We start from the raw sequence: 15175 nt of genomic DNA on the forward strand, positions 1-15175 counted from the left end.
CTCCTCCCCTCCCCGGTAAAATACAGAAGAGAAAAACCCATTCAGGGCTTTCCTCTTCCTATTTTCAAGGACTAAAGAGATTTGGTAAAAATAACGCAATCTCCGGGAAAACCGTTATCAATCCCAATGCTACAACAAGCGGGATAATAAACGGAATGACTCCCCTCGTAATCACATGGACCGGTATTTGGCCGACACGCGATACGACGAATAACGCCATCCCCATAGGGGGTGTTAAAATTCCAATCATCAAGTTGAGAATAACAATGATTCCAAAGTGAACTGGATCGACACCGGCACTTACTGCGACCGGGACAAGTATTGGAACCAATAAAATCAATAACGCCAGGGATTCAATAAACATCCCCAAAAAGATAAGCAGTAGATTAATTAAAAACAGTAATAAGATTTGGTTATCTGAGATCGATAAGAAAAACTCAGCCACTTTCATCGCGACCTGTTCGTGTGCGATCATTTGTCCAAAGAACTCAACACCCATGATCATCAGAACAGCGACGCCGGTCAATTTCATCGAATCTACAACATTTAAGAATAACTTTTTTAATGTAAGTTCTTTATAGACAAAAAATCCTAAGAACATCGCGTACAGCGTTGCAATCACGGCCGCTTCTGTCGGTGTGAAATAACCCGAAAAGATACCACCAATGATGATGACCGGAGTCAATAAAGCCAGAAATGCTTTCTTGAAATAAGTCCAACGTTCACTTGATGTTGCCTTTTGAGCCTTCTGATAGCCTCTTTTCTTTGCAAAGAGATACGCAACGACCATTAAGGAAACCGTCATCAAGAGTCCGGGAACAACCCCTGCCAGGAACAAGTCTGCAATGGATTGGTCCGAAATCACGCCATAAATGATCAATGGAATACTTGGCGGGATGATTGGGCCGATGATTGCAGACGCCGCTGTTAATCCCCCTGAGTAATCATCATCATATTTTTCATCGCGCATGGATTTTATTTCCAGCTGACCGAGCCCCCCGGCATCTGCCAGGGCAGATCCGGACATCCCGGAGAACATCAGACTCGCCATGATGTTGACGTGTCCAAGCCCCCCGGTGTAGTGTCCGACCAATGATTTGGCAAAGCCGAATATCCGCTGAGTTATGCCCGATGAATTCATCAGCGTCCCTGTCAGAATGAAGAAGGGAACAGCCAGCAGGGCAAAGCTGTCAATACTATCAATTAACTTCGCACCGGAGAAATAAACCAACGACCAGTCAGTGATGGCAAAATAACTGAATGCCGCAATAATCAACGTGAATCCCACTGGCATCCCCAAAAACAAAAGCAGCAGCCAGCCAACAAAAATTACCAATACATCCAATTATCCCACCTCCTCACCTTTGTTGCGAATTTCTTTTATATTCCGTTCAATCAAACGGTATAACATTAAAACAGATAGCAGCGGCAATGCCATATACATATAGACATAAGAAATATTCAGTGAAACAATGTCTACCGGCACTTTCCGCATCGCCATTTCATAGCCGATATACCCCATCAATATAATGGCCGCGCCGATGAGGAACTGAAATACATAATTGATCACCCTTTGAATCTTCACGGGAAACTTGGTTACGAAATAATCGATAAATACATGCCCGTTTTCTTTGATCCCAACTGCCACCGCGAGATACCCGACATAGATAAAAATAAATTTAGCCAAGCCTTCGGACCAAGTTAATGGATGATCGAATACTTGCCGGGAAAAAATCTGAACAGTCAGGACGGCCAGCATGACTAAAAACAAGGTACCGCCGATTATTTCCTCTACATTATCAAACAGCTTTTTCATCCTAATCACCCAATTTTTTTACTTATTCGCCTCTTGAATTTGTTTTAGGTAGCCTTCTGCATCTCCGTCAATCTTCTCAAGGTATTTAGGATATGCTTTTTCCAACGCTTCTTTAAATGGAGCTAAATCAGGTTCTGTTACTTTCATGCCTTCTTTTTTAAACTTTTCAATCAAGCTTGCTTCCTGCTCTTCAAAAAGGGATGTGTGATAATCGGCAGCTTCCTTGATCCCTTCTTCCAAGACCTTTTGCAAATCTTCAGGTAACTTATCCCAAGTCTGCTTGCTTACCACATACTCATTGTCATTTACCACATGGTTCGTCAGTGCCAGGTAATCTTGAACTTCGTAGAATTTCTGTGCATCAATCGTTGATAATGGATTTTCCTGTCCATCAACGGCATTTGTCTGCAGCGCTAAATATACTTCCGTGAAAGCCATTGGAGTTGCAGAAGCTTTTGTATATTTTGCATAATCCAATAATGTGTCTGCTTCAGGAACCCGGAGCTTTAAGCCTTTCATATCCTCGAATGACTCAATCGCACGATTAGAAGTGGTTTGGCGGGTTCCATTGTATGCGGTCCCCATCACTTTCCAGTTGTATTCTGATTCCAATTCTTTTCGCAGATTTTCGCCATATTCTGTATCATTGATTGCTTTTTTAAGATGATCAAAATCATCGACTACATAAGGTAATCCCATCAAGGATGCACGAGGCACCCAGATACCAAAGCGGCCCATTTCAGCAAGGGTGATGTCTAAAGAACCTTCGCGTGTCTGTTCAAGCATCGCACGGTCATCGCCAAGCTGCGAGCTTGGGTAGATTTTCACTTTCAAACGACCATCACTTTCTTTTTCTACATAATCAGCGAGTTTTTCGGCAGCCTTATATTCATTTTGCGCGTTACCGGCGACCATGCCGAACTTCAATTCGAAGCTCTCCCCTTCAGCATTGTTTGACGCTTCATCATTGGAACATGCGATCAAGCCAAAGACTACAACTAAAATAATTCCAAACTTCAAAAAAGTACTTTTCATTTCAAGTAACCCCTTTCACTTTTTATTATTTTGAACATGAATGAACTTTCCTCTTTTCTCCCTATCAGCGAATCCCGGCCAGTATGACCAAACTCCCCGACGTTTCATTCCCTTTGTTCATTTTCCCTCCCTTTGCGCTTTTCATTTATTTGAATAGAAAAAAGCGTTTTCATCGATGTGAGTTTAGTATAAAGTTTTTGAAAGTAAACCGTCAATATTTATTTCAAAAATGATTTTTAATTGTCAAAAATAAAACACCTTCCATCTCCCGTATCGGTGGACATAAATATCAGCAGAACCCCCGTAAGGCCAGTAATCCTTTCGTCCTTGAACATCGCACACCCAAAATGATAGTTTATTATCATTTTTTAAAATAATTAGATAATTAAGTGTCATTTCTGTTACGATCTTACTTACATTCCGGAATTTTACTATCATGACAACAAATAATCACGACGATGGAGGTGTAAATGACGAGAATCAGCAGCGAAAAGTTGTAAGCGCTCACACACGAAGTTTTGGGAGAAGGTATCACACAACATTTTTGAAGGGAGTAATATTCTTGGTGAAAAAACTTTTAATCGTCCTATTTTCTTTGGTTCTTACGCTTTCCTCCTTCGGTACGGATCATTTCGTTTCTGCAGACATGCCTGAGCCGGTTGTATCTGTTGAAAACCAAATCATCAAAGATGGTTACTACACAGACCTGAATGATCAGGTCGACAAGCTGAAAACACTCGACGAAGGGACCATTATTGTAAGGTTCCAGTATACGGGCTCATCAATAATGTCCCTTTTTTCTTTAAGTAACAATCTAGTCCCGGACGGCCATTTTCATCTGTACATTTCGCCTTCTGCCATAGGAAGTGAAAATCGTTATCAGAAAGCAGGAGAAACGAAGACGAATGTCCACGTGAGTGCACCAGTGAACCTTAAGGAAAATGCCGTTCACACTCTCGCGATGGTGATGGATAAGGAGGAAGGATACAAGTACTTTTTAGATGGGGAGTTAATCAAGCAGGATAAACAATCACCTCGAAAGTTCCTAAGTAATATTCATTCACCAAACAGTTCTCAACTGGGAAGGACGGAAAGAGCAGCAGGCAATCAGTATCCATTCAGCGGGAATATTGATTTCGCTAAGATATACAACGAGCCGCTTTCAAATGAAGTTCTGACAGCCGTTACAGGGGAAACAAAAGCCAAGTCATTAGAAAATACATTGCCTGATAGCGTCACAGAGCCTTTCCCCGTTTTTTACCCGGGGTTTATGGACTCCAATAATTACCGGATCCCTGCATTACTTCAGAGTCAGAAAGGAACACTTATCGCAGGAATTGACCGCCGGGTTGAGCACGGAGGAGATTCACCGAACAATATTGATGCTGTCATCCGCCGAAGCTTTGACCAGGGACTGACATGGGAAGAGGACGGGATCGTGATCAACGATTATCCTGACCAAGCGTCGAATATTGATTTGTCCTTTTTGCAAGATCAAACAAATGGCCGGATCTTTTCACTCGTTGACGGGTTCCCTCATGGGGCCGGCTTGATGGGCGGCTTTGGAAATAACGCCTATAAAGGCACCGGTTTCAAGAGTGTAGATGGACAGCAATACTTGTATTTGAAAGATGAAAACAACAATGAATATACGATTCGTGAAAACGGCGTCGTCTATGATGAACAGGGTAATCCCACCAGTTATTCAGTTGATGAGGATCGAAATTTATATGTAGATGGCGATAAAATTGACAATTACTTCAGTCAAACTTCTCCCCTGAAGCCTTATAAAACATCCTATCTTGAATTGTATTACAGCGATGATGAGGGAGAAACCTGGGAAGGTCCGATCGATTTGAATGATGAGGTAAAAGAAGAATGGATGATCTTCTTGGGAACAGGTCCCGGAAACGGCATTCAGTTAACAGAAGGACGGAATGCCGGTAGATTGGTATTCCCGGTATATTTCCTAAATGAATATAACAGACAGGCGAGCGCCGTCATTTATAGTGACGATAACGGAAAAACCTGGAACCGAGGCGAATCTCCGAATGAAGGAAGAGTGGTAGATGGAGAGATTATTAATGAACGATATTTCACTGGCTATTCAGAAGAAATCACCGAGTCGCAAGTGGTCGAAATGCCGAATGGTCAGCTGAAGCTATTCATGAGGAATCATTCAGGCTTTGCGCAAATTGCAACAAGCTTTGACGGCGGCGAAACATGGGATTCAGAAGTTGTTACAGAAGAGGCTTTGACTGCACCATACAGTCAAATGTCTGCTATCCGTTATGAGGGACAGGTTGATGGCAAGGAAGCCATCATTTTCTCGAGTGCAAGTGATTCGAGCAGCAGAGTCGATGGAACCGTTAAAGTCGGACTGATAGAAGAAGATGGAACCCATGAAAATGGCGAGACCAAGTATTCATTTGACTGGAAATACAGCCAGCTGGTAAAAGAAGGCCACTATGGATATTCCAGTCTCACAAACTTACAGAACGGGGAAATTGGTCTGTTTTATGAGGGGACGGCCAATACCGTGATGGATTATATGAAATTCAATCTTGATTTCATGAAATGGGAGAGATATAAACCGGCACCAAAACCAGCCGTCAAATCACTGAATCTGGAAGCTAAAAAACCTGTCCCTTACCGTCCGGGAGAGAGCATTCAAGTAGAAGTCGAGTTTGATGACTTTGTCATATTAATGGGAGAGCAAGAGATAACCGGAACCATTGACGGGAAGGAAATACCGCTTACCCTCGTTGAGAGCATCGATGATTCCCATTTCGTTTTCGAAGGAATCGTCCCGGATCTGAAACCAAAAGCCTACACAGCAAAGTTTGAGTTTGATGACAATCTTTCCATCTATAATGTGTACGGAGAACTATTTGAAGGCTCGCCGGATTTCACAGAAAAAGTCATCATCAGAGCTGATAAATAAATGCAGCAACGCTGCGGGTGAGGACCTGTTTTTTCAGGTCTTCCCGCAGTAAACACTATCAAACATGATTCAGTTGGAAGCACTGGAGACGAAAAAAAAGGAGGAATTGATTTTGAAAAAATTTCAGATTGCCGCCATCGCGTCAATATTTATTGTCGGAGGGTTCATGGGCTTGAATGCAAACGCCAACAAAAGTGAAAGTGGAAAAGTCTCAGCAAGTGCTGTCCAGCATGCAAATTCGATCGAGCGAATTACCTGGGAACATGCAGGGGAGCTGGAAGCACAAAAGGGATTTGAAGAAAATATCGGTACGGCAGGAGTGTTGTCAGGATCGTTCAAAGATTATTTAATCGTTGGCGGCGGTGCGAACTTCCCCTATGAATCTGTTTTAAATGGAGGCCCCAAAAAACACTACTCCGACATCTACGTCTTGAAAAAAGAAAACAATCAATTATCGATGGTAGAACACACGAACCTTGATCATGAAATCGGATATGGTTCTTCGATCACTACCAAAAAAGGAGTCTATTATATTGGCGGGAGTCCAGAAGAAGAATATGCAGACGATATCCTCTTCCTGACGATTGATAAAGATAAAAAATTAAAAGTGGAAAAAATCGGCGACCTTCCCTTCACGATCAGTAACGGAATCGCCGTGGAGAAAAACGGGAAATTATATATCGGTCTCGGTCAGCAAAATGGAAATGCCAGCAATAAGATTTATGAATATGACCTGAAGACCTCTAAAACGAAAGAATTGGCACCGATTCCAGGGGAAAGTGTCCGAAACCAAAGTGTGGCACAACTTTTAAATGGAGATCTCTATATATTCAGCGGAGGAGGCTCAACCGCTTATACCGATGGATACAAATATGATATCGAAAAAAACTCCTGGTCAAAAGCTGCCTCTGTAGAAGCAGACGGAAAGGAAATCTCATTGCTTGGGGCGAATTCGGTTCCGTTAAACAAACATGAAATGCTGGTGATCGGCGGATTCAATAAGGCTGTCTATGATGATGCCGTAGAAAAACTTGGTACCCTGCAAGGAGAAGAATTAGCCGTTTTCAGAACCCAATATTTCAATGCAGACCCGCAAGAGTTCAATTGGAATAAAGAAATCCTCATCTACAATGCCAAAAAGGATTCATGGAGATCAATCGGAAAGATTCCATTCGATGCTCCTTGTGGCGAAGGCTTGGTTCTAATGAATAAAACGATTTATTCAATCAATGGGGAAATCAAACCTGGCGTCAGGACGAATGCCATCTATTCGGGAACGCTGCTGCAGCACTAGATAGCAAAGCACTAACCGTGCCATCAAATTACTGCACAAAGGCCGCCTCTCTAAACGAGGGACGGCCTTTTGTTGTTTATTTAATTTCTTCCAACAATCGATAAGCTTCTTCCTTGCTTCCAACCTCTAACAGCTTCTCACGATACTCTTCATCCATTAGCTGACGTGACAAGAGCTGAAGAATCTTCAAATGCTCATTCCCTTCACTTTCTTTAGGAACGGCAATCATGAAAATCAGTTTCGCATCGGAGCCGTCGAGGCTGTTCCAGTCCACTCCGGCTTTCTTGATTCCGAAGACGACGCTTGGTTTTGTAACGGCATCCGACTTGCCGTGCGGAATGGCGATGTTCATGCCGATTCCGGTCGTACTTTCGGCTTCACGATTCAGGATGGCTTCTTTGAATGCTGCGGCAGACGTGATACTGCCGGTCTGATTCAACAGCTGGATCATTTCGTCAATGACATCATCTCGTGTCGACCCTTCGAGATCAATGTTGATCAGATCCAGGTTTGTAATGTCTGTCAGTTGATTGATTTCCTTTACTTCTGTCACTGTCCTATCGATCTCTTCCTCAACCGGTTCAGGTTGAACCCCCTGACTTTCCATACTCTCTTCAGCACTACCTGCTCCAGCCAAAGCCAAAGATCCTTCAGCATTAACATCTTTCTTCAACAGATTCACAACTACTGCAGTAACGAGCGAACCAACAATCACAGCAACAAAGAACATCAGCACATTATCGACCGCTCCAAGAACAGCGACAATCGGTCCCCCATGGGCGACCCTGTCCCCTACATGGCCAAGCATGGCAATGACGGAACCTGTCATCGACCCGACCATGATGCTTGGGATCACTCGCAGAGGATCCTGGGCGGCAAACGGGATCGCTCCCTCTGTAATGCCGAACAGCCCCATCGTAAACGATGCTTTTCCTGTTTCTCGTTCAGCGGCCTGGAATTTCTTTTTACCGATGAAGGTCGCTAGTCCAAGACCAATCGGTGGGATACAGATGGCAGCCGCGATCGGCCCCATGATTTCATAGTTTCCTTCTCCAATCATGGCAGAACCGAATAGGAAGGCTACCTTGTTGACCGGTCCGCCCATGTCAAAGGAGATCATCGCTCCGAGGATGAGCGCGAGCAGAATGGAGCTTGTCCCCTGCATACCTGCGAGCCAGTCCGTCAGCACGGTGAAAACGCCCGCTACGGGAGCCCCGATCAGGAATACAAAGGCGAGTCCCACGATCAGCGATGCGAGCACCGGGATGATGATGATCGGCATGATCGGCTGGAGCGCCTTCGGTACCTTGATTTTCTTAATATAAAGGGCAACATAACCTGCAAGGAAACCGGCGATGATCCCGCCGATGAATCCTGCCCCTGCTTCACTATTGTAAAAACTTCCATTCGCTGCGATGTAACCGCCGACTACACCAGGTGCAAGCCCCGGTCTGTCCGCGATACTGTAGGCAATGAATCCGGCAAGGATAGGCACCATGAAGGTAAAGGAAGCCCCGCCGATCGCTTCGATGCTTTTCCAGAACGAGTCGTCAGGAATGGCGAGTCCGCCCGGCGTCTTCTCGCCTCCAAGGGTCAACGCCACGGCGATCAGCAATCCGCCGACAACGATGAACGGAACCATATAGGAAACCCCGTTCATCAAGTGGCGGTAGATCGGGTTCTCCTTCTTCTCACTCTTGTCCGCCGTTTCTGCAGAACTCGAATGATGGACAGGCACATCGCCGCTCATCACTTTCTTGATCAGCTGCTCGGGCTTGCGGATCCCGTCCTGTACTCCGGCCACGAGCAATTTCTTCCCGTGGAACCGGTCTTTATTGACTGTTTTATCGGCGGCAATGATGATACCGTCCGCTTCTTCAATGTCTTTCTTTGAAAATTCGTTCTCCACCCCGATCGAACCCTGGGTTTCGACTTTTAACTGGACGCCCATCTCTTTTGCTGCTTTCTCAAGGTTTTCAGCAGCCATATAAGTGTGGGCGATACCGTTTGGACATGATGTAATGGCTAAAATTTTCATCTCTGTCTCTCCTTTTTCGTAATCGCTTACATTTACTATAACGCTTGATTATCAGTTAAAAAGGAGTAACTTTTACCGGAGGCTGCGGTAAAATGGCAAAAATAAAATAGCTCTCTACACCGCTATTGATTTCCGTGCAAGACTTCGCTTTCCGTGGGTAGCCCGTGAGCCTCCTCGGCAAGCCTGCGGGAAGAAAAGCGGAGGGGCTTTGTTTAGAGGCGGTTGGCATAAGGCGAATCGGCCACGAAGGCGTTCTTTGCCTTCTTGGCCGATTTGACTTATGACATGTGCCTCTAAGCCCCGTAGCTAGACAAGTCTCACATATGCTACTCTTCCCGCAGGAGTCTCCGTCTTGCACTCCAATCAACCGCTGGAAAGTGCTAAATATCTGTACATTCATACTAAAAATCCGAACTAATTTGCTAGCTTTAAGGCAAATCAGTTCGGGTTTTAGTCTAAAGTACTTTTCTCTCCATCTTTTTAAGATCCATTAAATTTTGATAGAAGCTGCAACCGATCCTTCTCTTTTAAAAGAGCTTGTATGCGGTCCGGGTCTTCACTTAACAGCGAAATCTCCCGAAACAGCTGCTTCACCTTTTCCTGCTTATCATCGCGGACGGCCAGCAGGAAGACTAGTGACGCTTTCTCCGCTCCCCATTCAACCGGTTCCGGCAGGGTCGCGATGGCAATGACGGACTGCCTGATATACTTGGGATTTCCGTGCGGGATCGCAATCCCGGATCCCACTGTCGTAGCCGCCATTCGTTCCCTAATCATCGCGCTTTCCGTGTACTCTTTTTCCACATAACCCTTTTTAAAAAGGTCCAGTGAGAGCTTTTTGATGATTTCATATTTATTTGTTTCCTGAAGGTTTGGGAATACCAAGAATGGATCTGTGTAGCTTAATATCATTGAGTTTTCGCTTGATCGCGGCGTTTTCCCGAGCTGACTGATCATTTCAGCAAGTCGTTCCTCATCTCCCTTACCAAATAAGGGAGACACCACAATATGAGGCTTCTCTACAGCTTCCAGCGAGATTGTGCTGATGATAAAATCAACCTCGTCCCGCTTCAAGAAGGCCTGCAATTCAGAATGCGCAATACAGTCTTCCACCTGCACCGTCTGGAATTTTCGCTCCACCTTCGTCCTCAGCAGTTGTGACATCCCGATTCCCATATGGCAGACGATGACCGCTTTTTTCACGGCGAGATGTTTATTCTTGAGCCTTTCCAATGACGCCTGAAAATGCAGGGTCAGATAAGCCGCTTCCTCTTCAGGTATCTCCAGAGGCAGTGTTTGGTTCATCTCATCGATTGCAAAAAGGATCTGATCAAACAGATAGGGATACATCTTCTTGATTTCCTGCAGCATCACATTCGAAACCGGCAGCCCGTGCTTCAGCCGATTAAGGGTGGAATGCAGATGAACACGCAGTCCCTCCAACAATTCTTCATCTTTTTTAAAATCAACCTCATGCGTTCGAGATAAAGAAGTGACCATGGCCGTAATGACCTTTGAAAGAAGTTCGTCACTGTCGTTTGACTCCACACTATTTCTCTGCAAAAATTTCCCGCCAAGGAAATGCAGCGTCAGATAAGCCCGCTCCGAATCCGGAAAACGGATGGAAAAAGCCTGCTCCATTCTCTTCAGTAACTCAACGGCCCAGCGGTATTCTTTATGCCTTTTTAAAAATGCAATCTCTTCCTCCGGCATCGCAATGAACTGCTGGAGCTTGGTCCGCTTCAACATCAGAAGCGTGTGGATGACAATCCGATCAAAGGAATCATCCGTGAAAGAAAGAGCATATTTCTTTTGGAGATCCCTCATCCAGGCAGTGATTGAAGTGACTTCATGAGGAGAGAACTGATTTATAATAAAATCATTGCCTGGCATATTTGAGTTCACAAGCTCATGCAGGCGGGACAAGGCCGAACGCTTATCCCTTTCTGTCCCCTCAAGCGTCAGTCCGATCCTCTGTTTCGTCTCCATAGTCAGATCAAATGAACCCAGCCAGTTTCCAAGCAGGTCCAGATCTTTTTTTATAACAGACTTGCTGACATAAAACTTAGCTGCAAGTTCCCCAACCGTAACGGCACTGGGGTTCATCAGCAGTTCAAAGGCCATCTCGATCAGCCTGTCCCCTTCTTCCATGCGGTTTTCTTTTATACCGCTTATATAAAAATCACGATAAATCCAACTTTTATCGTTTTCATCCACTTCAAGGCAGACACCCAGCCCCGGCTTCCTCACCAGCGCCGCCGAAGAATACCGCTTTAGCTCCGCTTCAATCACTTTCAAATCATTCCTCACCGTCTTCTCAGAACAATGCAATTCTTCAGTAATGTCCTTCACAAGCAAAAACCGATTCGAATGACGTAAAAGAATGCCCACCATTTCCTGCTGTCTATCGTTCATGATTACACCTACTTTACGAGCCGCGGGGACAGGTACCGCGACCCACTTCCACATCTTTTTTCCTTCTGATTGGCCAGAACCTTGGGGACAGGAACGGTGGTCCACTTCCCCTCCTTGTCCCCTCTAATCGACCACTCTTGCTACCGAACCATGACATTTCTGACAGGAGCCTTTTAATGTGAACTGGGAATTGGAGTACTCGACTTCATAGTCCACGATTGTCGTCACTCCGCATTTCCCACAGTAAACATTCGATTCAAGCTTCTTTCTAAGCCCCGGTTCTAATGCTTTCCATCTTTTTAAGGCTAGTTCATCAGTCATGCTTTTCACCTCGAATAGTTCTTTTAAGGAAAGTATATAGAAGTGGGGGTGGCGATTCAATTATTAGGGACAGAAACCATGGGGACAGGCACCGTGGTTCCCGTTCGTTTTACTAAAAAGACAGGTACCGTGGCTAAATGCCGCAATACCTGTCCCTCACTCTTCTATTTGATCAATCTCACAATCTGCTCCACCGTCACCCGTACCTGCTCACTGGAAACCTCTTTTAATAGAGCCTCCTCAAGCATCCGGCACTCGGTCTGAATGGAGAACACCGCATCCAGATACTGATTGACTTCTTTCAAATCCGTATCCACACGGCCGGCAATTCCGATCACTTTCTTGCCATGCTTCTTTGCGAGTTTCGCAACCCCGACAGGGACCTTGCCCATGAGGGACTGGCTGTCTAGGCTGCCTTCCCCGGTGAAGATCACGTCGGCTGCTGAGACCTTTTCTTCCAGGCCGGTCAGTCCGGCGATGGTTTCCACACCTGATTGAAGCTTGCCTTTCAACCCGGCCACGATAGCACCGCCGAGGCCGCCGGCTGCACCGGAGCCTTCGACTGATTGGAGGTCAATCCCATATTTGTCTCTAAAAAGAACGGCCAGATTCCGAAGGGCCCTATCCAACTCAACGATATCCCCGTCCGTCGCTCCTTTTTGCCTGGCGAAAATATGGGCTGCTCCGTTTTTTCCGAAGAATGGGTTGGTGACATCGCTGGCGATGGTGAAAGAGCACTGTTCCAGCTCTGGGATACGATCCTCATCCGTGAATGAAGCCACCTTCAGTAACGGGTTTCCTTCATTACCGAGGAGATTGCCATCATTATCATAAAACTTCCAGCCAAGTCCCTGTAGCATCCCAACCCCGCCGTCATTCGTGGCGCTTCCACCAAGCGAAATGACAATAGTGCGGTAGCCGTTCTCGACGGCATTCTTGATCTGCTCACCCAGACCGTATGTGTTGGTTTTCATTGGATTCCTCAGGTTAAAAGGAACAAGAGGAAGACCGCTGCTCCGTGCACTTTCAATAAAAACAGTATCCTCATCCAGTACCGCATAGCGGGCTTTCATCATATTCATGAGCGGATCATGAACTGAAACTTCCCTTTCCTCACCATCCATCCCGGCGAGCAATGCCTCAATCGTCCCTTCCCCGCCGTCCGCCATCGGGGAATTCTCAACCTGAGCATCCGGCAACGCAGCCAAGATTCCTTCCCGCGCCGCTGCTCCGACCTCAAACGCCGAAAGCGAATCCTTAAACGAATCAGCCGCAATCAAAAACTTCATCTTCACACACTCCTAAGGGACAGAGGGACAGGTACCGTGTCCCAAAATCCGTCTTGAAAATAGGCAGGTGGGACAGTGTACCTGTCCCCGCGTCCCATTTCCTTATTTAATCCACACAAACTGGTAAGGTTCCAATTCAACCTTGCCGCTCATTTCTTTTCCGCTCATTAAGTCGGTTCCTTCTTCCGGAAGTTCGACTTCGCCTTTACGGGAATCAAGGTTTACGACAAATGTAACCTCTTCACCCGTGTCATCATTCATACGCTTCAAGCCGAACACATTATCACCAAGTTCCAGCACTTCCTGCCCTGCATAGGGAGAAAACGCAGATTCCTTTTGGCGGATTGCGATCATGTTCTGCAGTCCTCCGAAGATCCCTTTCCGGCGGGAGTCTGTATCCAGATCTTCCAGAATGGTTCCGAGTTCAAGCTTCTCGCGGTTGATCCGGCGGTTGATGCCCGACTCTTCCACCCCGGCTTCGTAATTTTTGGAACCAAGCAAAGAATGATAGTAAATAGCCGGAACACCGACAAAGGATAAAAGAATCGAATGGGCAGCGAGCATTTTTGCCACTTCCATTTCCTCAGTCGTATCCTCGCCCTTATTCACAAGCGCGTTTGAATAATTGATATTCAGTTCGTAAACGGACTGACTGCCGTCACTATTCGCTTTATACGACACGCGGCCGCCGTTTTCCTTCACTTTTTCAACAAGCATCTGCTTTTCATCCTCGGTCAGGATGCCTTCCGTCGGACGCATGCCGATTCCGTCATGACTCGCAAGGAAATTAAAATAAGTCGCCGTATCCGACACAGTATCAATTGTCTTCGCCCATTCCGTCAACTTGGCACCATCATGGGTGGTCAACGAGTGCAATACGAGCGGAGGAAGCGAGAATTGATACACCATATTCGCTTCCTCGGTGCCGTCGCCAAAGTAGCTGATGTTTTCTTTATGGGGCACATTGGTCTCTGTAATGATTTGTGTATTCGGCTTGAAAAAGTCGACAACATCTCTCCAAAGCTTGATGATTTCATGCGCCTGCGGAAGGTGGATCGACGTCGTGCCAGACTCCTTCCAGATAAATCCGATTGCATCGAGGCGGATGCTTGTCCCGCCTTTGCTCACGTATTCCAAAAGGATGTCCGTCATCTCGACGAGCACCGGGAAATAGCGGAAATTGACGTCAACCTGGTCTTCACTGAACGTAGTCCAGGCCGTTTTCACGCCGTCTTTCCCTTCGTACTCATGATGAAGCGGCGACGTCCGCGGACGCACGACTTCACTTGCATCGAAGGAGTCATCTTTCGGGATAAAATAATTTTGGTACTTTTCATCACCATTCAAATATCCTTGGAACCACTCGCTGGATTTCGAGATATGATTGGCCACGAAATCGAACATCAGGCGGTAATCTTCAGAAAGATCCTCGATGTTGGTCCAGTCACCAAGGTTTGAATCCACCTGACGATAATCAACAACTGAAAAACCATCATCCGATGTAAACGGAAACATCGGAAGCAGGTGGACATCTGTGACCGTGCCCTTCACTTTTTCGCTTAAAAAAGAGCGCAGCGACTCAAGCGTCGGTTTTCCTTCTTCGTAGATGCTGTCGCCGTAAGTGATCAGGTAGACGTTTTCTTCTGAAACAGGAGCTGTTTTTTCGAAGGAATGGCCGCTCCATTTTTCCAGCAGCTCCTTGAAGCTTGTTAGATACTCTTCTTTATACTCTTTGCCGTAAATGGTTTTGAGTCTGGTTTCTATGTTGGTTAGTAGTTCGTTTTTTGTCATCGTTTCACCTTCTTTTGAAGTTTGTTGGATCGGCTTGGGGTGGGAACCCTTTATTTAGGGACTTGGTTTTCATCAAAAAGCGGTTTTAAAGACAATTAGGCCTTTCCAACAGATAATTGGGCCTCTCACCAATTTATTAGGCCGTTAAAAATTTATTTGTGCCTCTCCTCGGACTAATTGCACCCTTCAAACTATTATTTGTGCCCTTCATGTCGGATTTTCTTTTTTCGGT

At 45.7% G+C, this 15175-nt stretch carries 10 protein-coding genes; 2 read left to right on the plus strand and 8 right to left on the minus strand.

Annotated features, from left to right (window positions below):
• Positions 1-64: 64 nt before the first annotated feature.
• From AS034_RS15755 to AS034_RS15765, 3 genes are read right to left on the minus strand one after another with little or no spacing between them, the layout of a single operon-like run.
• Positions 65-1345 carry a TRAP transporter large permease gene (locus tag AS034_RS15755; protein WP_272867407.1) on the minus strand — a complete coding sequence of 427 codons (1281 nt, stop codon included), beginning with the start codon at positions 1343-1345 and terminating at the stop codon, positions 65-67.
• Positions 1346-1816 (minus strand): TRAP transporter small permease, encoded by a 471-nt coding sequence (locus AS034_RS23200; RefSeq protein WP_032086803.1) that lies wholly within the window; start codon positions 1814-1816, stop codon positions 1346-1348.
• An 18-nt stretch (positions 1817-1834) separates the two neighbouring features.
• Positions 1835-2851: a sialic acid TRAP transporter substrate-binding protein SiaP gene (locus AS034_RS15765; RefSeq protein ID WP_032086804.1), complete on the minus strand. Its 1017-nt coding sequence runs from the start codon at positions 2849-2851 to the stop codon at positions 1835-1837.
• 565 nt (positions 2852-3416) lie between these two features.
• Between AS034_RS15765 and AS034_RS15770 the strand changes: the two genes are divergently transcribed.
• Positions 3417-5795: a sialidase family protein gene (locus tag AS034_RS15770; RefSeq protein ID WP_244888191.1), complete on the plus strand. Its 2379-nt coding sequence runs from the start codon at positions 3417-3419 to the stop codon at positions 5793-5795.
• A 112-nt stretch (positions 5796-5907) separates the two neighbouring features.
• On the plus strand, positions 5908-7089 hold the full coding sequence (locus AS034_RS15775; protein WP_205629793.1) for a cyclically-permuted mutarotase family protein: 1182 nt from the start codon (positions 5908-5910) through the stop codon (positions 7087-7089).
• 76 nt (positions 7090-7165) lie between these two features.
• On the opposite strand, the gene AS034_RS15780 is transcribed toward AS034_RS15775, so the two are convergent.
• The 5 genes from AS034_RS15780 to AS034_RS15800 form a co-directional block, all read right to left on the minus strand.
• Positions 7166-9127, minus strand: coding sequence for a PTS fructose transporter subunit IIABC (locus AS034_RS15780; RefSeq protein WP_032086805.1), 1962 nt, complete (start codon positions 9125-9127; stop codon positions 7166-7168).
• Positions 9128-9607: 480 nt separating this feature from the next.
• Positions 9608-11596 (minus strand): BglG family transcription antiterminator, encoded by a 1989-nt coding sequence (locus tag AS034_RS15785; RefSeq protein WP_058299257.1) that lies wholly within the window; start codon positions 11594-11596, stop codon positions 9608-9610.
• Between the two features lie 69 nt (positions 11597-11665).
• On the minus strand, positions 11666-11863 hold the full coding sequence (locus AS034_RS15790; protein ID WP_058299258.1) for a hypothetical protein: 198 nt from the start codon (positions 11861-11863) through the stop codon (positions 11666-11668).
• A 164-nt stretch (positions 11864-12027) separates the two neighbouring features.
• Positions 12028-13152 carry a glycerate kinase family protein gene (locus tag AS034_RS15795; protein ID WP_058299259.1) on the minus strand — a complete coding sequence of 375 codons (1125 nt, stop codon included), beginning with the start codon at positions 13150-13152 and terminating at the stop codon, positions 12028-12030.
• A 102-nt stretch (positions 13153-13254) separates the two neighbouring features.
• Positions 13255-14943: an alpha-amylase family glycosyl hydrolase gene (locus AS034_RS15800; protein WP_058299260.1), complete on the minus strand. Its 1689-nt coding sequence runs from the start codon at positions 14941-14943 to the stop codon at positions 13255-13257.
• Positions 14944-15175: the final 232 nt, after the last annotated feature.

The organism is [Bacillus] enclensis, from assembly GCF_001456935.1.
Taxonomy (GTDB): Bacteria; Bacillota; Bacilli; order Bacillales; family Bacillaceae_B; genus Rossellomorea; species Rossellomorea enclensis.